Here is a 24,513-nt window from a genome sequence, read left to right as displayed (position 1 = left end):
TAGGTAAAAGGCGCAAACTGCCTAATCCGCCCAAAGTCTCCCTAGGTATCCCTTAACGATGCGGCGTATCGTTAAGGCTTCCGCGCATCATATAAAAACAAAAACGGCCGTGCAGAAACGAATCTGCACGGCCGTTTTTTATTTACCTATTGGTTAAACTCAAGCGTAGCATTTCAAATGATTCTGTAGAAACGTAGCATATGCTTACGAAGTAGCTTTCTTACAGAAAGCTTTTAGTGTTCGCTTTTGCTCAGGGATCCCATCATTAAACTATTTCAATCAAAGGAATCCATGAGCAATGGCGATCGGAAGAACATTTGAATGCGCAGCTTGCGTTTTAACCAAACCTTATTTCGATTGGGTCGCGGCAAGCTGAGCTTTCGCTTGACCTTCGGAAGATGCGTTTACTACGGTAGCCGGTTCTTCATGCGGTTTTACCTTGCGGATGAAGAAGGCCAGTACGAGTGCCGCAACAGCGAACCAAGTTGCTACTACGAACGAGTGGTTGATACCCGTAATCGTCGCTTCTTGAATGACATGAGCCATTGCCGCTTTATCGTTAGGATCAATGCCTTGCGTTGCGACCATATGCTTCGTTTCCGAAGCCGCTTTGTTCGTCATCAGCGTAACGAGGAACGCTGTACCCAAAGCGCCCGCTACGTTACGCAGCGTTTGCGACATCGCCGAGCCGTGAGCGTTCAAACGCTGCGGCAGCTGGTTCATGCCTGCCGTTTGGATCGGCATCATCAGCATGGACATACCGAACATACGCAAGGTGTACATTGTAATCAGGTAACCGTAAGTCGTATGATCCGTCAGCTGACTGAATTCGTAAGACGAGTAGACGGTAATTACAAGACCGGTAACCGCCAGCCAGCGAGCTCCGACTTTATCGAAGATCATACCGGTGATTGGCGACATAATCCCCATCAGGATTGCACCCGGCAGCAGGAGCAAACCGGATTTAAGCGGCGTAAAGCCCATAATGCTTTGCAGATAAATCGGAAGCAAGATCATACCCGAGAACATGGCCATGGTGATGATGACGTTAATGACAGTAGTCAGGGAATACATGCCGAACTTGAAAACGCGCATTTCAAGGATCGGCTTCTTAACGACAAGCTGATACCATACAAAGCCAATCAAGGAAATAACGCCAACGATCAAGCTTGTGTACACAGTTACGTTGTTCCAGCCGTCCGTACCCGCGTCACTAAAGCCGTACAGCAGGCCGCCAAAGCCCAAAGTGGACAAAATAACGGCGAAAATATCCAGCTTGGATTTCGCTGTTTGCGTTACGTTCTTCATCGAAATAGCGCCATAAATCAAGCCGAACAGCGACAGTGGCAATACGATGTAGAACAGAACGCGCCAGTCATAATGCTCAACAACCCAACCCGACAGCGTTGGGCCAACAGCTGGTGCGAAAATCATCGCGATCCCCATCATACCCATTGCCTTACCGCGTTGTTCGATCGGGAAAATCGTCAGGAAGATGATCGACATCAGCGGCATCAGAATACCTGCGCCCGCTGCCTGAATAATCCGGCCAGTAAGCAGGGTTTCAAAGCTCGGCGCCAAGGCGCTGACGATGGTACCTACCGTAAATAAACTTGTTGCTACGACAAACAATGACCTAGTAGAAAACCGGCTGATCAAATAAGCACTAATTGGAATAAGGACGCCATTGACTAGCAAATAACCGGTGGACAGCCATTGTACCGTATTCGCGCTGACCTTCAGGTCAGTCATGATACTCGGAAGCGCAACGTTAAGGAGCGTCTGGCTCAAAAGCGCTACGAAGGCTGCGATAAGCACCGACGCGACGATCGGGCCTCTTTTTAATGCCGCTACAGCATTACTCATATGGTCTTTCTCTCCTTTTTCTTTCTATGTTTGTGTGATTCAAGCTGAAATGCTATTTGTTATCCATATTCGCGAGCAGCTGGGCAAAAATTCTCCTCAGATGCTGAATATCTTCTTCCGGCAATACATTGAAAAAGGAGGAAAACGTCTCTTTCTGCGACTCGAGAATGTCGTCAACCATGTCCTTGCCTTTAGCCGTTAATTCAATATATACGACCCTGCGGTCGTCATTTGCCCTCTCGCGGCTGATAAGGCCTTCAGCCACCAGCTTATCGGCGATACCCGTAATAGCACCGGAGGTCAGTCCGAGAATTTCGGCAAGCTCCGAAACCTTGAGGGAGTCCGATGTATGGAGGGTAAACAACAGCTTGAACTGGGTATAGTTCATGCCCGTCATTGTTTTCCGGCTCCATTCGTTGTTTACGTTTTTCAGGAACGTCTTGAATTGTCCCATGAAACCAATCAGCTCTTCATTGGCATTCGTCATTGCCTCTCCCCTTTCCCGCCGATTGCTTGAACCGATAATTCATTAGCATTTAATATTTTAATACTAAATAAATTATTAACAAAGCATTTACTACTATATATCTTTTTTATGAATCAGTCAATCCGTCCATGCAAGATTATTTTTCCAGCTTGCCTTCATCCATATTGGCGGTCAGCTTCGAGAAAATTCTTCTCAAATGCTGAATATCTTCTTCCGGAAGGCCGTTGAAAAAAGAAGAAAATATCTCTTCGTGACATTCCATCACCTGGTTAACGAGCTTATCGCCTTCCGAAGTCAAAGCGATAATAACCACTCTCCGGTCGTCGGTTGTTCGTTCGCGGCTGATTAAACCTTCCGCCAGCATCTTGTCGGCAATACCCGTGATGGCGCCGGACGTTAATCCGAGTAAATCGGCAAGCTCCGATACCTTCAGAGGACCGGATGAATGAAGCGTGTATAACAGCTTGAACTGCGTCGTGTTCATGCCGGCCATCGTCTTCTTGCTCCACTCGGTCGTGACATTTTTCAGAAACAAACGAAATTGGCCGATAAGATTAATCAACTCTTCGCTGGCATTTGCCATTTCCTCACTCCTTTCAGGTCAGTCAGCATCATATATAAAGCAATTTCATTAACTCTAAATATTTTAACACTAAATTAATCATAAATAAAGGTTTCACTGCTAAAAAAACGGTTCCATCCTGTCCGGGTTTATTTTCCCCGATTGGACAACAAAAAAGCGCCCTCGCGGGCGCCTTGTTATGCTTAAGATTAAGATTCGAGCCAGATTGTTTTTTCCGATGCCGGCGTGCGCTTTGGTTCCGGCGGATTCATATCCGGATAACCCATATAAACCAGCGCTACGATCTGCTCGTTCCCAGCTAGACCAAACGTATCATTCATAAGCGGATGGTACATCGGGTCGCCGGAACGCCAAATCGCTCCTAGCCCGTTCGCGTGTGCGGCAAGCAGCAAATTCTGCACCGCCGTATGCGAAGCTGCAACTTCCTCCACCAGCGTTGCCCGCGGATCAGCGGACGGCGAGCAGACCACCGCAATAACCACTGGCGAGCGGTATGCTTTGACGCGCTCCTTCCGAAGACGCTCTTCCAACTCGGGGCTTTCCCCTGCCCCAAGTGTTGCAAGCGCTACACGCGCATAACCTTCGCCAAGCTTAGCACGACCGTCACCGGTCATTACGATGAATCTCCAAGGCTGCGTGTTATGGTGGCTTGGCGCCCAGGTTGCCGAGTCCAGCACCTTCTCAATTAGATTACGATCAACCGGATCTTGCTTGACGCGCCCTATGGAACGTCTCGTTCGGATCGCTTCTTCAATATGCATCGTTTCTCCCCCAATCGCTTATTTGAAATAGTTGACGTACTCGCCGTACCCTTCCTTCTCCAAATCCGCTGCCGGGATAAATCGGAGCGAAGCGGAGTTAATGCAGTAACGGAGTCCGTTTGGTCCCGGACCATCATCGAATACGTGACCCAGATGGGAATCGCCTTCTTTACTGCGCACCTCGGTACGAACCATGAAATGGCTGGTGTCGAGCACTTCCGTTATGGATGCTTCCTTCACCGGCTTCGTAAAGCTTGGCCAGCCGCATCCGGAATCGTATTTCTCGCGGGATGTAAAAAGCGGTTCTCCCGAGACGATGTCAACATACAGACCCTCATCCTTGTGATCCCAAAATTCGCCCGTAAAAGGACGCTCCGTCGCATTGTTCTGCGTAACTTCATACTGGATCGGAGTAAGGCGGGTGCGAAGCTCGCCCTCTTCCTTCCTAACCGTCCAATGCGTATTGATGAAAGCATCGCGGCCGGAACCTTTGCGGTACATTTTATAACGTAACGGGTTCGTCCGATGATAACCTTGGTGATAATCCTCCGCCGGGTAGAACTCCTTCGCCGGCTCAATGGCTGTGACGATAGGTTTGTCGAATCTGCCGCTTGCTGCCAAAGCCTCCTTGGAAGCCTCCGCCTTCCGGCGCTGTTCTTCATTATAATAGAAGATAGCCGTCCGGTAGGATTCCCCGCGGTCATGGAATTGGCCGCCCGCGTCGGTCGGATCGATCTGATGCCAGAACACGTCCAGCAGCTTCTCGTAAGAATAAATCGACGGATCAAAAGTAATATGAACAACTTCCGCATGTCCCGTTGTTTCGGAACACACTTCTTCGTACGTTGGATTTGCCTTATGGCCTCCGGAATAACCCGATACAACGGATAAAATACCCGGTGTTTCTTCAAACGGGGATACCATGCACCAGAAGCATCCTCCGGCAAACATGGCTTGTTCTACAGCTGTGGTCATGTTTCGATTACCTCCTAAAATGAATTTTCACGCAAATTGCAATTTTTAAAGCCAATTGTGATAATTCATGCTTCGAAAGCGTGAACTAAGCGTAATTGTTATTATTATACCTTATCCTTCAATTCCCACAAAATGAATGGCTCTTTCCCTAGCAATCTTTGTTACAATGTAGTGACAGCCTTAACCTTGGGCATCGTTCGTTCGTCTAACATGATAGACTAGCTTAAATGCTATTTTTGCAGTCCGTTCACTTCCTTATTAACGGAAAACGAGGTGAACGCCAATGAGCAATACCGCTTTAGAAACGAATGCTTCTTATGAAACGAAATCGCGCAAGGCTACGAAGCAGCGTGCTTTTGTAATCTTTGTATGTGTATGGGTTATTCTGATTGCTGCCGGCCTCACCGGTGCCAAGCTGTACAGCGAGCATGTCCAGAAGCAGATTTCTGCCGATGTGGAGCGCCAGACAGCCGCACAAATTGCCGAGATGCAAAAGCAATACGATGACCGGATTGCCAAAGTGGAAACCGGCTATAAAGAAGAGCTGTCGCAATTGGAATCCAAGGTAGAAGCGCTTAACGAGCTGCTTACCTTCACGAAGGATAATGCTGATGTCAAAACCGATAACAGCAATAAGCTTTACACGCAATTAAACGAAGTGAAAAAGAAGCTGAACGAACTGCAAAAAAATCTGGATGTGCTCAAATGACTTTATCCATCCGAGCGCTGAACCGAACGATGCTGCTGGCCTGCACACCGTTTGTCGCGATGTTGTTATGGCTTATGGTTACGAATATTTCCATTGTCCTTCCGGATTTCCCGGAGGCCGGCACTCAGCAAGAGGCTGCCGCAGACCATACGAAATCCGTCGCCAGCGGACTCGACCAGGCCCATCAGACCGCAACAGCGACAAGCGCCTCTATTAAAAAGCAGCTAAAGCTGTATAACCAGACAAACGCCGATATGAAACAGATCGTTAATACGGCTACCACCCAGGCTAACCGCCCGTTAGTGATTTACGACAGGATCATTACCGGACGGCTTGGATCTCCTTCGGGGACGATCAGCTCGGACAAGCTGACCGCGCAGTTATTCTACATAAAGGCCGACAACTTCCAAAGCTACGCGATGAAGATTAAGCTCAAGTCAGGCGACGCGATGAAAATGGTGCTCGGCAACGATAAGGTAGGCGGTGCCGAAACAACGCTGGCCGCCGTACAACGATACGGCGCCGTGGCCGGCGTTAATGCAGGCGGCTTTGCCGATGGCGGAGGCAAGCGGTATCCGCTCAGCACAACCATTTTGAACGGCGATTATGTAGAAGGCTTCGAGCCAACCCGTGCAGATTTGTTCTTTGTTGGTCTTAACGCCAGCAACAAGCTGGTTGGCGGTAAATTTACAAGCAAGCAGCAGCTAGATAATCTAAACGTCAAATTTGGCGCGTCGTTTGTTCCCGTGCTTCTGAAAAACGGCAGTCCAACAACGATACCAAGCAAGTGGCAGAGCAGTCCAACGCGCGCGCCCCGCACCGTTATTGCCAACTACAAGGACGGGCAGCTGCTTATCATCGTAGCGGACGGCCGCAACGAAGGCGGCAGCTCCGGCGCAACGCTGGCCGAGATGCAGATTCTGCTGCAGCGGTTAGGCGCCGTTGACGGCTACAACCTGGACGGCGGCGGCTCCTCGTCGATGATCTGGAACGGACGCGTTATTAACAAGCCTTCCGACGGACAGCTTAGAAAGCTTCCGACGCACTTTTTATTTTTTAGATAATTAGCCGCAAACAAAGAAGTCCAGGCTCAATAAAGCCTGGACTTCTTTGTTTGCCGGCATTTCGTTGTCGGCAACTGCCATTTAAACGCAATAAACTTGAGACCACTCTAGCAAATGATGAGGGTGGTCTCTTTTTGGCCCCACGCAGCCTAGCAAATGGGATGCAATAATGAGCCTAGACTCATTATTTATGAGGCTTTCCGCTCTATAGTGCTCCACAGCTGGACAATCACTGGGCAACAGTGAGGCCAACTTCACTATTTATGAGGCTCACCGTGCGAATAAGGCGGAGAAGCTCATTAATCCAGCTTTCCGCCTGGATACGGCACTTTTTACGGCAGATAGCTTCACTATTAATGAACTTTCCCGCCACTTGCCTTATAGACAAGGCGTACAACGTTGCCGCATCAGGCAACAAAAAAAAGCAGCGCCGGTCCAGCGCTGCTTTTTATTTCTTCTATTATAATGCTATTCTGTTCCCATGATCACGTAGCGGCCAACGATAAGGATAGCCAGGATCCACATGAGCCAGTGAACTTTGTATTTCCCCTTGTTCGATACGTTACCGACTGTCGCCAGAACAACATACGATACGATACCAAACGAGATACCGTTAGCAATGCTGTAAGTGAACGGCATAAGCGCCAGCGTCAGGAACGAAGGAATCGCGTATACCATATCGGAGAAGTCGATTTCCTTCACCGATTGAAGCATCAATACGCCAACGATGATCAGTGCTGCGTTAGTTGCAGCTGCAGGAACCAGTGCTACAACCGGCGACAAGAAGATTGCAAGCAGGAAGCAGACGCCTGTAGTGATCGAAGTCAGACCTGTACGTCCGCCTTGCGCAACGCCAGCCGAGCTTTCCACGAATGCCGTTACCGTACTTGTGCCAAGCAATGCGCCGCCGCTTACGGCCACGGCGTCAACAAACATCGCCTTGCCTACGCGTTTTTTGCCTTCAACAGGATCTTTCATAAAGCCTGCACGGTTCGCTGTACCAACAAGCGTTCCGAACGTATCAAACAATTCAACGAATGTAAATGTCAGTACGACCGTTACGATACCAACCTCGAACACGCCAGGGAAATCGAAGTGGCCGATGTTCATTGTCGAGAAATCAGGTACCCATGTCTGATTCGTAAAGGTCTTCTTGAAATCAACTTGACCAAGGATGATCGAAAGTACGGTAGTGCCGAGGATACCCCACAGAATTGCGCCCGGTACGCGCATAACCATCAGGATACCGATAATGAACAGGGCAACGACGGTCATGATAACCGTTTCGTTTGCGAAGCTGCCGATATGGATAACCGTTTCCGAACCGGAAACATCCGTATATGCATTTGCTTTAATATCGCCAAAGGCCGTTACGGCAACCGTCATCAGGCCGCTGCCTTTCAAGCCTACAATTGTAATAAACAAACCGATACCAACCGTAATCGCATGCTTCAAGCTGTCTGGAACGGCTGTAATCAGCATTTGACGGATTTGCGTCAGCGTCAGGATGATAAAGATAATACCCGAGATAAATACCGCTGTCAGACCCATAGCAACCGAGATCGGCTTGTCAGTAGCCTGCGAAGCAATAACGGTTGAAGCGAAGTAAGCGTTAAGGCCCATACCAGGCGCCAAAGCGACCGGGAAGTTAACGAACAAGCCCATTGCAATCGTGAAAATACCTGCTGCAATTGCCGTCGCCAGGAATACTGCCGTCCAGTCGAGACCCGTTGGCGTCAGGATGATCGGATTGACTGCCAGGATGTAAGCCATCGTCATGAAGGTAGTCAGACCCGCCATAATTTCCGTTCTGAAGTTTGTACCATGTTCCTTGAACTTAAAGAAACGTTCCATTTTCCCATTAACCCCCCAAAAATGTGTACAAGCAACAAAGCCTAGGAAAAGATGCGTAAAATACGCATTTATCTCCTAGGCTCTGCAAAAAGGGGAAAAGTATACCGCGGACCGTATCAATGTCATTCCGTTAGAATGGAGTAACAATGCGCGGCAACTCTTCCACTGTTTCGTAGCCTGATCATTTACGGTGATCGAGTAGAGACTCTCAAGCCAATTCTTGAGATTATACGAAAAGTTATTATTAAATTAGTTGTTATCCGTAAATTAATATAATAAGGAACCCGCAGCTTGTCAATGAATTTTTACGAACGTTCGTCTTGTTTCGAAAAGCTAACATTCGTCTTTTACCGAAATACTGGTAGTCCATTCGTCCCGGTTCTGGTATAAAGTTACATCCATGAGCGATTGATGGGGTGCAATAGACGGTTATGAAAACAAAAAGCCGCAGGAATGCGGCTTTTGAATGGTCGTTTAGAATTCGAAAAAGTTCGGCAGGTACTTCTTGTTGGCTTCCAGCATTTCATCAAGCAAAGTTTTGGCGACGGAGACGCCTGGCACCAGGGGATGATGCACCATGGCCTGAAGAGCAACCCCGCGGTCTCCCGTCACCGCGGCTTCGATGGTAAGCGATTCGTAGGTTTTTACCGCGTGAAGAAGCCCCTTGATATGCTCGGGAACCCGCTGCAGCGGCAATGGAATCGGACCTTGCGCCGTCACCACGCAGTTCACCTCGATGCTCGCATCCTCCGGCAGGAAGCCGATAATGCCGCCGTTACGGACATTTAACGTCTGGATGTCTTTGCGGTCCGTGTACAGGGAAAACATCAGATTGACCGCCGCTTCGGAATAAAAGGCTCCGCCCCGCTTCTCCAGCTGCTTCGGCTTTTCCTTCAGGTTAACATCCTTGTACAGCTCGAACAGCTCTTCCTCCACCCGGCTGACCACGTCGGCGCGCGTGCCGTTCTTATCAAGCGATTCCTTCATCTCTGCGTACATCGTATCGCTCATGTAGAAGTAACGCAGATAATAGGTTGGAAGCGCGCCAAGCGAGCGCAGGAACTCCGGATCCCAATCGAAGGCGGTGACGTTTGTGGCGGAGTAATCTTTTCCTCCCCCAATCATCTCCTGCAGTTTGTCTTCGCCGTTCACGTAGGCCGACGTAATCCAGTGCAGATGGTTGATGCCCACAAACTCCGGCAGCACTTCCCTCTCCGAGACGCCGTATTGCTTGGCGAGATACTTCTGGAAGTTGATCGGCGAGTTGCATAGCCCAACCGTCTTCACCTTGCTGTGCTTTAGCACCGCCTCGGTTACAATGCCGGCCGGATTCGTAAAGTTCAGCATCCAGGCATTAGGCGCAAGCTCCTCGATATCCCGGCAAATATCCAATATAACCGGAACCGTCCGAAGCGCCTTAAACATCCCGCCCGGACCTGTCGTCTCCTGGCCGATAACGCCATGCTTGATCGGAATATGCTCATCCCGGCGTCTTGCTTCCAGAAGACCAACGCGCATCTGCGTCGTGACAAAATCCGCTCCTGCGATCGCTTCCCGGCGGTTCAAGGTTAAGTGTACATCCATCGGCACAGCTGCCTGCTCAACCATCCGCTGCGCCAGCTTTCCGACAATCTCCAGCTTATGGCGCCCCTCTTCGATATCAACTAGCCAGAGCTCGCGAATCGGCATTTCCTCGTAGCGTTTAATAAAGCCTTCAACCAGCTCCGGCGTATAAGAGGAGCCGCCTCCAATTACGGCAACCTTTAACCCTTGTTTGGTTATAGTCATATATGAGTCCCCTTAAAAAAGAATAATCACCCAAACTCTAAAACGTAATCCTGCGTAACGCCGCATCCGTCTCCGCTGAAATCGCGGTGCCGCTGCTGTCCATCGCGCTCATTAACGCGCCAATGACCGGATCGATCGTGAGCTTCACGATGTTTGCATGCGGGGCCGTGGAGGCAACCGATGCTTTGATCGCATCTCCCATATGCGGAGAGCTGCCTTTGGCAAGCACGCTTCCCGTTAGGACAACATCGAAGCTGTCCTGCTCCATGCCAAGCCTTCGAATCAAGGCATTAACGGCATTGCCGTGTTCATGTCCGGCCTCTTCAAGGATCCGAATAGCCACCTTGTCGCCTAGCGAAGCCGCTTCAAACATTGTTTGCGACAGTGACTTCGCTGGACGAACTCCGTTATCAAGCGCATCCTCGTACATCTCCGGGACGGAGGAATAGCCCATCTGACGGGGCACCAGCTCCGTCAGAATGGAGGGGAGCTCACGTCCCTCCCAGCTTCGTACCGCCGAGCGAAAAGCATGAATCGCCAGATCCGTGCCGGAGCCTTGGCCGTCTCCAAACAAATAACCGAAGCCTCCGTACTGCAGCTCTTCGCCCTCGGCATTGCGCGCCGCGGCGTTAAAGCCCGTGCCGCTGATAATCACCGCGCCATAGGATTGATGCGTTCCCGCACGCATACCGATCATCGTATCGCAAGCAATGTCGTGGCGGGGGAAATTCAGGGATGCGATCATCGGACGGAGAATCGCGTAGTCCGGTTCGCGGTCCGCTCCAGCTAGGCCGAAGTAAGCAAAGTCAACTTCCTCTTTGGCAACGCCAGCCTGCCGAAGCGCTTCCGCGCAAGCCCGGTCAATCTCCGTTCTTGCCGCTTCGAAGGCCGTCTGATGATTGCCGTTGCCGCCGCTCCCCCTGCCAAGCACGCGGCCGTTCTCATCCGTAAGCAAAGCATGCGTCTTGCTTCCGCCGGCATCTATTCCAAGAAACAACATCATAGCCACGCTCCTTACCGTTTATTAAAGATATAGCTAAAGAATAAAAGAAAAGAACACCGCTCCTCTACTGATAAAGAGCGATGTTCCGATACAATCTTACTGTTTTTAAGTTTAGTGATGCGGGCGAAGCTCCGACGGCTGCTTCCCGATATGCTGCTTGAACAGCCTGTTGAAATTGGATAGATTGCGAAATCCGGCAGATTCCGCGACTTCGATAATTTTCTTGTCCGAGGACTCCAGTAGACTAACCGCCGCGGACAGCCTTAGCTGAATCAGGTAGTCCATCGGCGAAGTCCCAACCGTCTGTACAAACAAGGCGCTGAAGCGAGAAGGACTAAGATGCGCGGCGGCAGCCAGTTCTTTTAACGTCCAGGGGTAGGCAATATCGGCTTCTATCGTGTTCAGAGTTAAACGTACTATCTCCATTCCTCGGATGCGGGAGGAACGTCGCTCCTGCTCCTTCGCGAAGTAACGATTAACAAACGCCATAAACTGCACAAGCTGTGACCGGATTACCGCTTCGTAATGCGGCTCCCGGCCGGCAAACTCGCAACGCATTTCCTCTATCGCCGCACCTAGCCGAGGCAGTATCGGGTGCCCGCGGTCGAGCATGTTATCAAACCGCATGCCAATCTCGCGGAAGGGAATCAGAAGCTCCGTATCATAACGCTGCTCCAAGGCAAAATACGCCGGATCAAACATAATGATCGTCATGACCAGCCCTTCATTCTCGAAAGCGCGGTGCAGATCATTCGAGTTTATGAGGAGGATATCCCCCTCCCGAAAATCGTACCGCGTACCGTTTATCAAATAGTAGCCGCTTCCCCGGCTGATATAGTTAATCTCCAGAGCCGTATGCCAATGCAGCCGCTGAAACAGCGGGCTGACGCCTTCCGACTGCGAGATGACTATCGGAAAAGCCGGCGGCAGCTCAATCAAATCGCGAGTGACGGTAGGGATCGGCTTCATGAAGGCCTCCTGCTGGATGGTTAATTGTTTCTAGTATAGCATCGGGATCAGGTCAGGTCATAGGGCCGGGGCATGCTTCAAAATATCGATTTCGAAGATTTACCTCCACTTAACAAATATCCCCCACGTCCTAATACCCCCTTGATAATGAGCTTGTACACTCTAAATGCCCCTACTTCATCTTGGGCAACACATTTGCAGACTGGTGGTGTAATGAATTTTGAATTTTAACAAACAAGCTCGAATCGTATTTCCCATGGTTCTCTCGGCAAGCATCCTGTCTACAGGTCTTGTTGTACCCACTCCTAAAGCAGCGGCCGCCGATACGGGTGCCACGCAAGCGCAAGGTCAGTGGCTGACCGGCGAATTCCATGCCCATACGATTGAATCCGACGATGCCCAAAGCTCGCTCGAATCGGTGCTTGATCACGGCCTGACAACCTACGGCCTCGATTTTATCATGTTGGCGGATCATTTGCGCTCCTCCAAAAGGGATGATACGGGTGCCGACATTCCAGGTGGCCCCATTCCGTTATCGAAAGGGCTGCTCGAATACCAGGTTCCAAAAATAAACGCTTTGCAGGATGCAGGTAAATATGCAGGCAAAACGATATTCTCCGGCTTCGAATGGGACATCCCGTCGCACGAGCATGGCTCCGTTGGCATTCTTACGGATGAACCCGGCTCCGAAGCAGCGCTGAAAGCCGCGAACCAATTCGAATACCTGTTCACAAGCCGCGACGCAACCTGGTTTAACCCTGCCGATGTTCTGCAGTGGCAGGCCGCGGACAACCGGGCGTACAGCACGCATGCGGACAGTTTATCCGCGATTAACTGGCTCAAACGCAATTACCCGGAGACCAGCTACATGATCGTCAACCATCCTTCCCGGGGTGTGGGCAAATACAAAATTTCCGACTTCCGCGACTTTAACAATACCGCACCGGACATTGCGTTTGGCTTCGAGGGGATGCTCGGCAATCAAATGGAGCCGGACCGCGGCGGGTATAACTCGGCATACGATCCCGCTAACCCTACGGCTAACGACAACTACAAGAACCGTTCCTACGGCGGTGTCGATTACATGGTAGCGAAGGTTGGCGGCGTATGGGACTCCCTGCTTGGCGAAGGCCGCAAGTTCTGGAATTTCGCGAATTCGGACTACCATTTCAAAACCATCGACACCAATTCTAGCGGTTACTGGCCGGGCGAATACGCTAAAAACTATATTTGGAGCGAAGGAAAATCCACGCAGGATATTCTGGACGGCATGCGCTCGGGCAAATCGTTCTCCGTCTTTGGCGACCTGATTAACGCCTTGGACTTCCGCCTTGCGGACGGCGGCGCAAACGCCGAAATGGGCGGAACCCTGCAGGCAACCGAAGGGGATAAGCTTACGCTTACGATCAAGTTCAAAAGCCCCGAGACGAATAACTACGAGAATCCGATCAACAGCGGACAATCCGGCGGAGCGAAACCGGCGGTTGACCATATCGATCTGATTGCAGGCGATGTGACCGGCCCGGCGGAGAAAGGAACTCCGGCCTACGACAAGGATACGAATGATTCCACCCGCGTCGTTGCCACTTTCACTAGCGAGGACTGGACAACCGACGCAAACGGCTACAACGTCATCACTTACGACCTGCCGAAAGCAAGCAAGGATCAGTATTTCCGTCTGAGAGGCACGAATCTCGGAATGAACGTGCCGGGCGAGACGCTGGACGGCAATCCGCTCATTGATCCAAAAACAACAACCGCCGATGCTGCGGCCCGGTTCAACGAGATTAACGACCGCAACTATAAAGATCTGTGGTTCTACTCGAATCCAATCTTCGTGGATACGGCTGCATACTCGGATGAGCAAGCCGTGCAAGATACGCTCGACAAGCTGACGCTTGGCAACACGGATGCGGTTACCGAGAATATGACCCTCCCTTCCGAAGGAGAGCATGGCGCAGCACTTGCCTGGGAAGAAACGGCTGACCAAGCAAACGCAGTCGCAATCGAGAATGGCATCGCCAAAGTGAGCCGGCCTGCAGCGGGACAGCCTGATGCGTCGGTTACGCTCAAAGCGACCGCTTCGCGCGGCGATTCGTCGGATTCCAGAACCTTTGCCATTACGATTAAAGCAATGCCGTCAACTTCGACTCCGGGCGGCGGAAATACAACTTCACCGGGCAACACGCCGGCAACATCCGTTACCGCTAACTTTGATCCGGCCAAAGGCGCCGAAGGCAGCTTGAAAGACGTGATCGCCTTCAAGATACCGGCAGGAGCATTGTCCGCAAGCGGAACAATCGGCGCGCAAGTGCTCTCCTCGGAGCAGCAGCCGCCGCTTGGCTCATTAAAGGCGCTGAGCCCAATCGTAGAGATGACAAGCAATGCCGGTACAACGTTTGGCAAGCCGGTTGAATTGACATTTAACTACGCGATGAATTCAGGTGCACCAAACGGCAAACCGGCTGTGTACTACTATAACGAAAAGCTGAAGAAATGGATTTTCCTCGGCGGCCAAGCAAACGGAACAACCATTACGGTCAATGTTAAGCATTTCACGAAATTCGGCGTATTCAGCTACGCGCCTCAAACCTTCCCGGATCTTAACGCATCCTGGGCAAAACCTTATGCAGACCGCTTGATCGGCATGGATCTGATTTCCGGTTATGAAGACGGAACGTTCCGTCCGGACCAGCCTGTCACGCGCGCAGAATGGGTAAAGCTGCTGGTAGACTCGCTTAGTCTGCCAGCCGCAACCGGAGCAACCCGCTTCGCCGATGACAGCCTGATTCCGTCTTGGGCCAAAGCGCAAGTGAAAGCAGCTACCGATGCCGGCTATGTGAATGGCTTCGATACGAAAGACGGCTCCGTCTTTAACGCATCGCAGCGAATCACACGCGCGGAAATCGCGGTAATCGCCGCGCGCGTTCTGAAGGCTGGCGGCATCGCTCCGTCCGGTACCGGCAAGACATTTAACGATGCAAATGCTATCCCGGCCTGGGCTCTTGATGCCGTAAGTCAAACGACTGACGCGGGTATCGTGAGCGGTTATCCGGACGGCAGCTTCCGCCCGGATGACACCCTGACACGCGCCGAAGCGGTAAAAGTCGCATATGCGTTGCTTGATGCCCTAAATATTTAATCAAAAAACTCCCTTCCGGCTGCTATCTCGCAGCTTGAAGGGAGTTTTTTTCACCTGTTATGAACGCTTCCTGCCGTATTTACGGGTACGGTCGTCCTCGATGACGCCCTGCCAGTTCATGCCGTAGCCAAAATCATACGTATGCTGCTGGGCATCAACGTGGCAAACCATGTCATGAGGAACATCCTCGAGCTGTTCTTCTACCGTCTTCATATTCGCCGGCAGCTGCAGCGGCAGCAAGCCGGATGGCTCCGATTGACCGGACAGCAGCTCCAGCATCGCCTTGTCGCTGGAACCGAAGTGAACAAGAATCGCATCGGCGGAGGTCTCGAACTCTTCCATCACGGTCGGATTGATGAGGAACAACGTGACGATAACCGGCTTTTCTCCCATCCTGCGCTTCGTTTCCAGCACAAGTTCCAGATCGGACTCGTTATGCGTCGTCACGGATTTACCTTTGTACGAACGGTTTAACACATCCCGTTCCCTGGCGTCTCCTGCCAGACTTGTCTCGCGCGCATGTTCTGCCGTATAAGGCCTGTATTGCAGGCTGATCGGTACATAGCCGTTACCGCCGGCAGCCGCATCCTCCTGGCTGTAACCCAATCCCGCTTTCGCTCCGCGTATCGCCACGATTGCAAAATCCGCATCGCCCGGCTCCTCAACGATATCGAAAAACTGTTCGGCTAAAGCAAGATCGATCGGAGATTCATCGCGCTCCGGAATCGTGAACCCTACGAAATGCTTTTCCGGTGCCGAATATCTGCTAGGAATATACACGCGGCTGCGGGGCTTAAGCGGCAGCACCTGATCTTTATTTTTCACCATCACAACCGATTTGAGCTGCGCTTCGTGGCCTGCTTTAACGAACGTCTCGCTGGCGACAAGCTTCTCGCTTTGCTCCGCGTCGAGGTATGGATTCTCGAACAGGCCAACGCGGAAAATGTTCTTCAGCAGGCGGACAGCCGACTTCTCGAAGCGTTCCCGCATATAGGTCTCTCCATGTTCAAGGACGCCCATGCGGTATGCTTCCAGCACGGGCAGCGAATCGTTGTTGCCGCCGAACTGGTCAACGCCGGCCATAAGAAGCTTGTAATGGCGCTCGGCGACGGAAAGTCCTTCTACGCCCCATGATTTTCCGCCAAACATCGATTCGATGGCCGCTCCCTCGTCAGCCGTAATGTTCCAGTCCGTACAGACAACGCCGTCATAGCCGTATTTCTCGCGTAGCAGATCGGTAATGAGATACTTGTTGTACGAATTTCCTACGTTCTCGCCATTTACGTTATCCCGTCCGTGAGAGATCGTATAATAGGGCATCACCGCGGATGCTTCGCCGGTCTTGCCTTCCAGCTTAAAAGCTCCGTTTACGAACGGCTCGAGATGCTCCTCGAAGTTATTGCCGGGATAGACGGCGTATTTGCCGAATCCGAAATGCGCATCCCTCCCGCCTTCTCCCGAGCCGCCGCCCGGCCAATGCTTGACCATCGCGTTGACGCTGCCTTGCCCCCAGCCTTCCGCCGAACCGGCATCCGATGTCTGGAACCCGTCCACGTACGCTCTGGCCATATCCGTCGACAGAAGAGGATCCTCGCCAAACGTACCGCTAAACCGGAACCACCGCGGGTCCGTCGCAATATCGATTTGCGGCGACAAGGCCGTCGCGATGCCAAGCGCGCGATACTCGCGGGATGCAACCTCCCCGAACTGCCGGACGACGCTAGGGTCGAAGGTTGCAGCGAGACCAAGCGTCTCCGGCCACTTCGAGATGCGGCTTCCCGCTCCGCCGGTAAATTCCGCGCCGATATCGATGCCGTGACGGGGATCCGAGCTGATGTTTACCGGAATACCCAAGCTTTCCGCTTCCGCAAACGCCTGCATCTGGTTGCTCCACAGCGCGCCGTCGCTATTGCTGCTAATCGCCATGACGAGAACATGGCGCACGTAATCCTGCGCGAGAAAGGCTGCCTGCTGGTCGCTTAGCGTCCATGCCTTTACCCCGGCTTCCTCATACGGCTTGCCGCCATAAGCTCCCGTAAAAAATCCGCCGCTTAGAGAAGGCACGTTCTGATGGCTGCTGTACAGCATAAGCCCGGCAATCTGTTCAATCGTCATCCGGGAGGCAAGATCCCGCGCCCGTTCGTCGGAAGTCAGCCTCCAATCCTCGTAGGGATGCAATTGTCCGTCCTTGCTTAAATCCTTAAACTTAAGACCGTCCTGTTCAATAATTCGGGCTCCGGAAGCCGGGCAATACCCCAGCGTTGGACCGCCTTCATTGGTTACATATCGAATATTCGCCTGTTCAAGCGTTGCAGCGATCGGATTCTTCATTCAAGGGACCTCCTAGCCGTTTGATGCAGCCCATGCATCCAGCTGCTTTTGCTTTTCCGCGATAATTTTATCGATGCCCGCCGCTTTCAACTGATCAATAAATTTCGGCAGCTGGGTCTCCGGATCAACCGTACCCGTTTCAAGGGCGACCTTGTATTGATTCGTTACGTTGGTTACGGCTGCAATTTCCGATTTCACGGCATCCGCGTTAAAGATAAAGCCCATTGCTTTTGATTTCGTAGCGTTTTTGTTGAATGTCATTAACTCATTCCACAGATCCGGGCTGTCTCCATTCCAGATGTAGGAGAGCGACTGATTGCCAAACATCCATCCCAGTTGAAGGTTGTAGCCGGAGTTGGTAGCGTCGACGCCTTGAGGGAAATCGATCACGTTATCCGATACTTTCGTGTAATGCTTGCCTTCAATCCCGTAGTCAAACAGATTAATGAGGTCCTTGTCCGTATACATCAGATTAAGCAGCATCATAGCCCGCGAAGGATCCGCGGAGTTTCTTGCTACGCTCCACATAATGGAGGTGATATCACTCGTCGTTGAAATCGCCGGTTTGAAATGTACCGATACCATTTCTCTAGCCGTATTTCTGGACTCCTGCGTTTCAATGCCCGGTTTCATATGGGAAATCCACGAGAACGCTTTGCCCGCTTTCACCATGTTGTATTGCGTTTCCGTGCTTGTCGCGGCATCCTTCGCAATGTAGCCGGCCAAATACCATCTTCTTACCGTATCCAGCATTTCTTTATATTCCGGCGCCTCGTACATGTCAACGAGCTTCAAGTTATTGTCATTGCCGGGAAGGACGCCGAACCCGTCGCTTAAGGTATCAAACGCGCTTCGCACGTAGATATCGATAATCGAATTGCCATACTTCACCGTCGGAACGATGTCCGGCTCATTGTCCTTAATCGTTTTGAAGATTGCATCCAAATCGTCTAGCGATTTGATCGAGGTTGTATCGATGTTGTATTTGTCTACCAGATCCTTGCGCATCGTAATGCCGAAGTCGGCCGCCAAATCCCTGATGCTCGGAACGGCATAAATTTTGCCGTCGATTTTCGTTGCGTTCAGGAATCCGGGATCAAGGTTGTCCAGCGCTTCCTTAATGCCATTGCCTTCATTCTCCAAGTAATCGTTAAGATCGAGGAACTGGCCTTTCGCTACATCCTGGCTGTAGGTTCCGAGTCCGCTCAGGATCAAGTCGACTTGCTCCTTGCCCGACATCATTAACGTTCTTTGCTGCGTCCAGGCTCCCCAGCCGATCGGAACAAGCTTAACCGTTGCATTGATTTTCTCTTTCGTAATCTTGTTGATCTCGTCGGAGACAAGCTGCATATCCTTAGGCTCTCCGGCTGCAGGAAAGACCATGACCAGCTTCACCGGCTTCAACGTCTGGCTTCCGTCCTTATTATCGGAGCTGCTTGTTTCCTTGCCTGAACCGCTGTCAGCTGTACCTCCGTTGCCGCCATTTCCGCCGTTATTTCCTCCGCCGCTGCATGCACTGAGTGCCGTAACGGACAACGTCAACGCTAAAGCCAGACTTACGGAACGCATCTTTTTCATCCCAATGACCTCCCAAAAATATTTATCTGTACGCGGTTACGCGGGTAACCCATTATCCTTTTACGGCTCCGACCGTCAGGCCTTTCGCAAAATATTTCTGGAAGAACGGATAAGCGATAAGCAGCGGTACAACCCCGATAACCGCCATAGCCATCCGCATCGAGGCGAGCGGTATTCTAGCCGACAGACTGCTGGCCTGATTGCCTGCTTGCGTTGAAGATTGCAGATATTGAATATCCAGCAAGATCCGGTTAAGCAGGTTCTGCAAGCTGTAGTACTTGCTGTCCGTTAAATAAATGAGCCCGTTAAACCAATCGTTCCAGTACAGAATGACATAGAACAGGCCAACCGTAGCCAGCACCGGAGTCGACAGCGGCAGCACAATCCGGTAGAAGATTTTCCATTCCTTCGCCCCGTCGATATAGGCCGATTCGATAATCGCCGTCGGGATGGAGGTCGCAAAGAAGGTTCGCATCAGAATAATGAAAAATCCGTTCATCAGCAAGCCTGGGATAATCAGGGCAAGCAGCGTATTTTTAAAATCAAAGTAGTTCGTATACAGCAGGTAGCTAGGCACAAGCCCTCCGTTAAACAGCATCGTGAAAAATACGTAGAACGCGAGGGAGTTGCGGAACGGCATCTCTATTCGCGAGAGCGGATACGCCACCATGGCGGTAAGCGACAAGCCGGCTGCCGTGCCAATAACCGTTGTAAGGATCGTAATGCCGTAAGCTCTGGCAATCTCCGAAGACGTGTTCCATAAGTATTGATAGGCCGAGAAGCTGATTTTATCCGGGAAAAACGCGTACCCGCTGCGGACAAGCTCCATGTCATCGGTCAAGGAGGAAGAGAACAGCAGCCAGATCGGCATCAGGCAAAACAGCGTAAATACAAGCATGACGAGGTTGAGGAGCCATTGATAAACTTTACCGGATGATTGCATAGAACCTTCCTCCTTCTAGAACAACGCATTGTCCTTGTTGAATTTGCGAACGACCGCATTGGAAACGATGACGAGTATAAAGCCAACGAGAGCCTGATAGAGACCGGCAGCCGAGGACATCCCGATATCTCCCAGATTAATCAAAGCGCGGTATACGTACGTATCGATCGTATTGGTTACCGGCATTAGCGAGCCTGTATTCAGAGGTACCTGGTAGAACAAGCCGAAGTCGGAGTAGAAGATCCGGCCGATGGCCAGCAGCGTCATGATGGTGATGACCGGCAGAACAAGCGGGAAAGTGATTCTCACTACCTGCTGCCACCTATTCGCTCCGTCGATCGTAGCCGCTTCGTAATATTCCTGATCGATGCCGATGATTGCCGCCAAGTAGATAATGCACAAATTGCCGACGCCTTTCCATACGTTAACGATCGTCAGAATCCAAGGCCAATACTTCGTCTCGGAGTACCAGGAGATCGGCTCCATGCCAAGCATGGGAAGCAGGGTTTTGTTCATAAAGCCGTTCTCGACATCCAGGAAGCCAAGCACAAGGTAGCCGACGATAACCATGGAGATCAGATACGGCAGCAAGATAAGCGTCTGATACGTTCTGGATAAAAAGCGCTTGCGAATCTCGTTAAGCATAATGGCGAGAGTAAACGCGATCGTCGTGTTAAGCACGATAAACAGGATGTTGTAAAGCAGCGTATTCCTTGTGATGACATACGCATCTTGCGTCTTGAACAAATATTCGAAGTTTTTCAATCCGATCCAATCGCTTCCCATTATGCCTTTTGCAAAGTTAATGTCTTTGAAGGCGATCACGATACCAAACATCGGCAAATAGTTGTTAATGAACAGATACAGCAGACCTGGCAGCGCCATCAGAATGAGAGCCCGGTATTTCATAATCTTCTTCAGCCTCACTGCAAAAGCCGAACGCTTCTCCGTCCGCATCGAGACCTGCTCCACGGCAGCAATTGACGTCTTGGTATTGGCATTCACGGACTTGACCACCTCTTTTTAGGATGATTGTTCTTCATAGCTTCATAGTAGCTTAATGAATGAAACCGGGCTTCCAAGAATCCGTCATCCTATTTTCGAGTTTCCGTCATGAGGCAAGTCTACTTGCAGACCCTGATTGCCGGCTGCTTCTCCCTCCGATACTCCTGGGGCGTCATCGTTACTTCCTTCTTGAACAACGTGGAGAAATACGAGAAATTGCAGAACCCCACCGCAAGGGCAACGTTGCTGACCGTTGTATCCGTTTTGGCCAGCAGCTCTTTGGCAAGATTGATCCGCTCGGTCAAAATATAATCGGATACGGATAAACCCGTCTCTTTCTTGAACAGCTTCACGATATAGTCCGGGCTTAGCCCGACATAATCGGCAATATATTGCCTCGACAGCTCCTGATCGAGATTGAGGGCGATATACCGCTTGATCTTCTCGATAATCGTCTCGCTCGCAGCAACCTTATTGATATGATCAAGGGCCGCCTCAAGCATCCCTTTCACCCAGCTCTGCAGATCGTTTACGCTGCGGGTAGCGGCCAAAGCCCGCGCTGGCGTCAAATGATCCGAGAAGATATCATCCGCGCGCATTCCGTGCTGCTGCAGCGCATAAAACATCATCTGCAGAAAGTTCTGATAGAAGCGCTGCAGCCCCTTCACCCCTAGGTTATCGATCCGCTTCCAAGCATCCAGATAATGCTGCGCCTCATCGATGACCTGCTTCATATTCCCTTGCTTGATCAGCTCCGACCATACGGGGATGGGAGGCAAAGGAATCTGATGGCATTCGCATTCGTCCTTCAATTGCCCGTTATAGAAGATAACCCGGTCCACGATATTAACCTGGCATTTCTTGAACGTCATCAATTGCTCGGCCATATTCCGCACTTCATGCATCGGTACGGGCATACCGAAATAACAGGACAAATGGCAGCCCAAATATTGATTGCAGCCTTTAATAAAATCGTTGCAGCGGCCGTGAATTTCCCTCCGGAAGTGATCATGGTCCTCCGCCCTCTCACGCGGGAAAACAATCATGAAATACTCCGGGCTGATCCGGACAATTTGAGCATGAGGAGCGCGCAGCACCACAATCTCCTCCATGGCGTTGCGAAGCGCGTATTCCATAAGCTGCGCGTCGCGAACGGACAACGGCTTCTCCCAATGCGAAATCGGAATCAAGACAGGCACAAATTCCATCGAGCCGCCATAAGACAGCTTCTGCTTCCGGATGACCTCCATCATTTTATCCTTGCTCGAGGGAATGGCCTGATTCAGCACATCCTGCCAGAACCGCTCCGCCTCTCTGCCGGCCGCCTCCCGTTCATCCCTGATTTTGTTAATCAGCCTTGTCATAACGAGCATCAGCTCATCCGGAGGAACGGGCTTTAACAAATACTCGAAGCTGCCTAGCTGCAGCGCTTTTTTGGCATACTGGAAATCGGCATGGCAGGTAATAAAGATGCATTCCGTCTGCGGATGATATTCCTTCACCCATTCATAGAGCTCCAGCCCGCTGCCCTGCGGCATCTCGATATCGCAAATCATAATATCAAAGGGCTGCTCCATGAATTTCTCCTTGGCTTGCCTGGCATTGTTCGCAATCGTTACGGAAGTAACCCTGACGCAATTCCAATTCACGCTCGCTTTAATGCCATTCGCAATGATCGCTTCATCATCCACAATCAATAACCGGTACATAGCGCTTACCCCGTTTCCTTGTACAGTGGCAAAATCATATCGATAACGGCTCCCTGATCGTTCGAGAACGTGATTTCCGCCTCCGAACGATACAAAAGACGCAGTCTGCGCCGGACATTCCAGATTCCGATATGCTCTCCGCCCTCATTCGTCAGATTCATTCCTTCGCTCAGCTTGCTTAAGACGTCCTCGGAAAAGCCGCAGCCCGTGTCCCGGATCCGGATATGCAGCTTCCCTGACTCCATCGCTTTCCCGATCGCGATCTCGATATGGGTGGATTCATCCGTATTTACCGCGTGCTTGATGGTATTCTCGGCAAAGCTCTGGATAATCAAAGGCGGAATAACGCAATCCCGCAAACCGTCGTCGGCAGTTACGGTGTACGACAAGCTGCCGGGGAAACGGAAGCCCTGAATCTTCAGATAGTGCTCGGTCAGACTAAGCTCGTCCTGCAGCAGCGCGTAATCGGTTTGGCTGCGGAACATTAACCGGAAGTAACGAATAAGCGACAGGGAAAGCTCCTGAATCAAGCCGTACTTCTTTTCCTGGGCCATATAGTAGACGACGTTCAGGCTGTTCAAGAAGAAATGAGGGTTGATTTGCAGCTGAAGCTGTTTAAGCTCCGCGCGCTGGCTGTTCAATTGCTCCTCGTAAACGTCGATCTTTAATTGCTGGAGCTCGCCGACCATGCTGTTAAAGGTTTTATTCATCAGCTCGAATTCATTGGAGGTTGGCCGGTCGGGTATTCTCGCCTCGAGGTAGCCCTCCTTGATTTTGCGCATCGCGGTAACAATCCGGCGGATGGGCAGCAGGACTACCCTGCGAAGGAAGTAGATCGAAGCAATCAAGATGAGAATGGAGCCGGTAGCCATAAGCAAAATGACCCTCTGCAAGTAAGGCAGCCGCTCCAGAATCGTATCTTCGGGAACTACTGCCGCCAGGCCGAAATCCCCGATGCTTGAATTTTTCCCGATGACAAGATATTGCTGCTTATTGCCTGTGAGACGATAGTCGTCCGAAAAAGCCATGTCGATCCCGTGCCCGTTAATGAAGGCCTTGTCCTGCACGGCAGCATGGTTTCCATCCACGAGCAGTGCCCGCCCCTCGTCTCCCAGATCAAGAAGATCAAGCGGGCCCATGACCTCGGAAGCGTTCACTCCGGCCCCTATGTACAAGCCTCCGATCTTTTGAATGTGGAGAAGATAATCCTGCTGCTGCATGGGAAGAACAGCCCAACGGCCGTATGAAACGCTGGCGTTCTCCGAAGCTTGGGTATCGCGCATGAGCCCGATAATCGCCTTTTGAATCGGTTCGTTACCCGAATCGGCAGATCCCGCAACCTTCGGAGCAAACACCAAGTCATCGTTTACGGGCGAATAAACGAAAAAGTAGTCGAGCCCTTTGTAATAAATCGTATTGTCCCTCAATTTGCTGAACAGCCAGATCCGCTCCAGATTGTACCCGTCCACATCCGATTCGGAGGAGCTCTCGAGAAGAATCAATCCGGATTCCTCGGCGGCGAATTTGAGCAAGTACTGATCGATATCGTTCAGCTTATTGTCGATAATGCCCATGTACAGATTGAGCATATTGCTGTTAGACTGGGCAACCTGATTACGGACGACATCCATCGAATAGAAATTGTTATAGATCAGAAAGGAAACCATCGGAGCAATAATAAGGAAGATTCCGGCTATAAGCTTAATGTGTAGCGAATTAATCACGGTCCGGTTGAATGGTTTCAAG

18 protein-coding genes and 1 riboswitch are annotated in these 24,513 nt (G+C 51.2%); of the genes, 3 read left to right on the top strand and 15 right to left on the bottom strand.

The window, feature by feature from the left end; genetic code table 11:
- Positions 1-348 precede the first annotated feature (348 nt).
- The 5 genes from PJDR2_RS04420 to msrB all read right to left on the bottom strand — a co-directional run bounded on the left by PJDR2_RS04420 (position 349) and on the right by msrB (position 4,672).
- A complete protein-coding gene (locus PJDR2_RS04420) occupies positions 349-1,866 on the bottom strand; it encodes a DHA2 family efflux MFS transporter permease subunit (RefSeq protein ID WP_015842484.1) in 1,518 nt (505 codons plus the stop codon).
- 52 nt (positions 1,867-1,918) lie between these two features.
- On the bottom strand, positions 1,919-2,353 hold the full coding sequence (locus tag PJDR2_RS04415; RefSeq protein ID WP_015842483.1) for a MarR family winged helix-turn-helix transcriptional regulator: 435 nt from the start codon (positions 2,351-2,353) through the stop codon (positions 1,919-1,921).
- Positions 2,354-2,489: 136 nt separating this feature from the next.
- Positions 2,490-2,936 (bottom strand): MarR family winged helix-turn-helix transcriptional regulator, encoded by a 447-nt coding sequence (locus PJDR2_RS04410; protein ID WP_015842482.1) that lies wholly within the window; start codon positions 2,934-2,936, stop codon positions 2,490-2,492.
- Between the two features lie 188 nt (positions 2,937-3,124).
- Positions 3,125-3,697, bottom strand: a complete 573-nt coding sequence (locus PJDR2_RS04405) for a nitroreductase (protein WP_015842481.1) — start codon at positions 3,695-3,697, stop codon at positions 3,125-3,127.
- Positions 3,698-3,715: 18 nt separating this feature from the next.
- Positions 3,716-4,672 (bottom strand): peptide-methionine (R)-S-oxide reductase MsrB, encoded by a 957-nt coding sequence (gene msrB, locus PJDR2_RS04400; protein WP_015842480.1) that lies wholly within the window; start codon positions 4,670-4,672, stop codon positions 3,716-3,718.
- Positions 4,673-4,955: 283 nt separating this feature from the next.
- Between msrB and PJDR2_RS04395 the strand changes: the two genes are divergently transcribed.
- Positions 4,956-5,381, top strand: coding sequence for a hypothetical protein (locus PJDR2_RS04395; protein WP_015842479.1), 426 nt, complete (start codon positions 4,956-4,958; stop codon positions 5,379-5,381).
- Complete coding sequence (locus PJDR2_RS04390; protein WP_015842478.1) at positions 5,378-6,445, top strand: phosphodiester glycosidase family protein; 1,068 nt, start codon at positions 5,378-5,380, stop codon at positions 6,443-6,445. The genes PJDR2_RS04395 and PJDR2_RS04390 overlap by 4 nt, the downstream gene beginning before the upstream one ends.
- A 468-nt stretch (positions 6,446-6,913) precedes the next feature.
- On the opposite strand, the gene PJDR2_RS04385 is transcribed toward PJDR2_RS04390, so the two are convergent.
- The 4 genes from PJDR2_RS04385 to PJDR2_RS04370 form a co-directional block, all read right to left on the bottom strand.
- The gene (locus PJDR2_RS04385) at positions 6,914-8,299 is read right to left on the bottom strand and encodes an NCS2 family permease (protein ID WP_015842477.1); all 1,386 of its coding nucleotides are present in this window, start codon (positions 8,297-8,299) and stop codon (positions 6,914-6,916) included.
- A gap of 153 nt (positions 8,300-8,452) precedes the next feature.
- Positions 8,453-8,553, bottom strand: a riboswitch (purine riboswitch).
- Between the two features lie 220 nt (positions 8,554-8,773).
- Positions 8,774-10,087: a 6-phospho-beta-glucosidase gene (locus tag PJDR2_RS04380; protein ID WP_015842476.1), complete on the bottom strand. Its 1,314-nt coding sequence runs from the start codon at positions 10,085-10,087 to the stop codon at positions 8,774-8,776.
- A 37-nt stretch (positions 10,088-10,124) separates the two neighbouring features.
- Positions 10,125-11,090 carry an N-acetylglucosamine kinase gene (locus PJDR2_RS04375; RefSeq protein ID WP_015842475.1) on the bottom strand — a complete coding sequence of 322 codons (966 nt, stop codon included), beginning with the start codon at positions 11,088-11,090 and terminating at the stop codon, positions 10,125-10,127.
- Positions 11,091-11,201: 111 nt separating this feature from the next.
- On the bottom strand, positions 11,202-12,059 hold the full coding sequence (locus PJDR2_RS04370; protein ID WP_015842474.1) for an AraC family transcriptional regulator: 858 nt from the start codon (positions 12,057-12,059) through the stop codon (positions 11,202-11,204).
- Positions 12,060-12,279: 220 nt separating this feature from the next.
- Between PJDR2_RS04370 and PJDR2_RS32325 the strand changes: the two genes are divergently transcribed.
- Positions 12,280-15,201 carry an S-layer homology domain-containing protein gene (locus PJDR2_RS32325; RefSeq protein ID WP_015842473.1) on the top strand — a complete coding sequence of 974 codons (2,922 nt, stop codon included), beginning with the start codon at positions 12,280-12,282 and terminating at the stop codon, positions 15,199-15,201.
- 57 nt (positions 15,202-15,258) lie between these two features.
- Here PJDR2_RS32325 and PJDR2_RS04360 read toward each other — a convergent pair whose 3' ends face one another.
- The 6 genes from PJDR2_RS04360 to PJDR2_RS04335 all read right to left on the bottom strand — a co-directional run bounded on the left by PJDR2_RS04360 (position 15,259) and on the right by PJDR2_RS04335 (position 24,512).
- Positions 15,259-17,532: a glycoside hydrolase family 3 protein gene (locus PJDR2_RS04360; RefSeq protein WP_015842472.1), complete on the bottom strand. Its 2,274-nt coding sequence runs from the start codon at positions 17,530-17,532 to the stop codon at positions 15,259-15,261.
- A 12-nt stretch (positions 17,533-17,544) separates the two neighbouring features.
- Complete coding sequence (locus tag PJDR2_RS04355) at positions 17,545-19,110, bottom strand: ABC transporter substrate-binding protein (RefSeq protein ID WP_015842471.1); 1,566 nt, start codon at positions 19,108-19,110, stop codon at positions 17,545-17,547.
- Between the two features lie 52 nt (positions 19,111-19,162).
- The gene (locus PJDR2_RS04350; protein ID WP_015842470.1) at positions 19,163-20,053 is read right to left on the bottom strand and encodes a carbohydrate ABC transporter permease; all 891 of its coding nucleotides are present in this window, start codon (positions 20,051-20,053) and stop codon (positions 19,163-19,165) included.
- A gap of 15 nt (positions 20,054-20,068) precedes the next feature.
- Complete coding sequence (locus PJDR2_RS04345) at positions 20,069-21,010, bottom strand: ABC transporter permease (RefSeq protein WP_041613929.1); 942 nt, start codon at positions 21,008-21,010, stop codon at positions 20,069-20,071.
- A gap of 167 nt (positions 21,011-21,177) precedes the next feature.
- Positions 21,178-22,767, bottom strand: coding sequence for a response regulator transcription factor (locus PJDR2_RS04340; protein ID WP_015842468.1), 1,590 nt, complete (start codon positions 22,765-22,767; stop codon positions 21,178-21,180).
- 5 nt (positions 22,768-22,772) lie between these two features.
- Entirely contained in the window at positions 22,773-24,512 is a 1,740-nt protein-coding gene (locus PJDR2_RS04335) for a sensor histidine kinase (RefSeq protein ID WP_015842467.1), read from the bottom strand.
- Position 24,513 lies beyond the last annotated feature (1 nt).

Source organism: Paenibacillus sp. JDR-2, assembly GCF_000023585.1.
Classification (GTDB): domain Bacteria; phylum Bacillota; class Bacilli; order Paenibacillales; family Paenibacillaceae; genus Pristimantibacillus.
This window is presented reverse-complemented; position numbering and strand designations above follow the sequence as displayed.

Excerpts from the sequence above, each read along its gene's own strand:
- PJDR2_RS04370 (WP_015842474.1), bottom strand. The coding sequence starts at position 12,059 with ATGAAGCCGATCCCTACCGTCACTCGCGATTTGATTGAGCTGCCGCCG.
- PJDR2_RS04405 (WP_015842481.1), bottom strand. The coding sequence starts at position 3,697 with ATGCATATTGAAGAAGCGATCCGAACGAGACGTTCCATAGGGCGCGTC.
- PJDR2_RS04355 (WP_015842471.1), bottom strand. The coding sequence starts at position 19,110 with ATGAAAAAGATGCGTTCCGTAAGTCTGGCTTTAGCGTTGACGTTGTCC.
- PJDR2_RS04385 (WP_015842477.1), bottom strand. The coding sequence starts at position 8,299 with ATGGAACGTTTCTTTAAGTTCAAGGAACATGGTACAAACTTCAGAACG.
- PJDR2_RS04375 (WP_015842475.1), bottom strand. The coding sequence starts at position 11,090 with ATGATGTTGTTTCTTGGAATAGATGCCGGCGGAAGCAAGACGCATGCT.
- PJDR2_RS04395 (WP_015842479.1), top strand. The coding sequence starts at position 4,956 with ATGAGCAATACCGCTTTAGAAACGAATGCTTCTTATGAAACGAAATCG.
- PJDR2_RS04410 (WP_015842482.1), bottom strand. The coding sequence starts at position 2,936 with ATGGCAAATGCCAGCGAAGAGTTGATTAATCTTATCGGCCAATTTCGT.
- PJDR2_RS04390 (WP_015842478.1), top strand. The coding sequence starts at position 5,378 with ATGACTTTATCCATCCGAGCGCTGAACCGAACGATGCTGCTGGCCTGC.
- PJDR2_RS04415 (WP_015842483.1), bottom strand. The coding sequence starts at position 2,353 with ATGACGAATGCCAATGAAGAGCTGATTGGTTTCATGGGACAATTCAAG.
- PJDR2_RS04350 (WP_015842470.1), bottom strand. The coding sequence starts at position 20,053 with ATGCAATCATCCGGTAAAGTTTATCAATGGCTCCTCAACCTCGTCATG.
- msrB (WP_015842480.1), bottom strand. The coding sequence starts at position 4,672 with ATGACCACAGCTGTAGAACAAGCCATGTTTGCCGGAGGATGCTTCTGG.
- PJDR2_RS04380 (WP_015842476.1), bottom strand. The coding sequence starts at position 10,087 with ATGACTATAACCAAACAAGGGTTAAAGGTTGCCGTAATTGGAGGCGGC.
- PJDR2_RS04340 (WP_015842468.1), bottom strand. The coding sequence starts at position 22,767 with ATGTACCGGTTATTGATTGTGGATGATGAAGCGATCATTGCGAATGGC.
- PJDR2_RS04345 (WP_041613929.1), bottom strand. The coding sequence starts at position 21,010 with ATGCGGACGGAGAAGCGTTCGGCTTTTGCAGTGAGGCTGAAGAAGATT.
- PJDR2_RS04360 (WP_015842472.1), bottom strand. The coding sequence starts at position 17,532 with ATGAAGAATCCGATCGCTGCAACGCTTGAACAGGCGAATATTCGATAT.
- PJDR2_RS04420 (WP_015842484.1), bottom strand. The coding sequence starts at position 1,866 with ATGAGTAATGCTGTAGCGGCATTAAAAAGAGGCCCGATCGTCGCGTCG.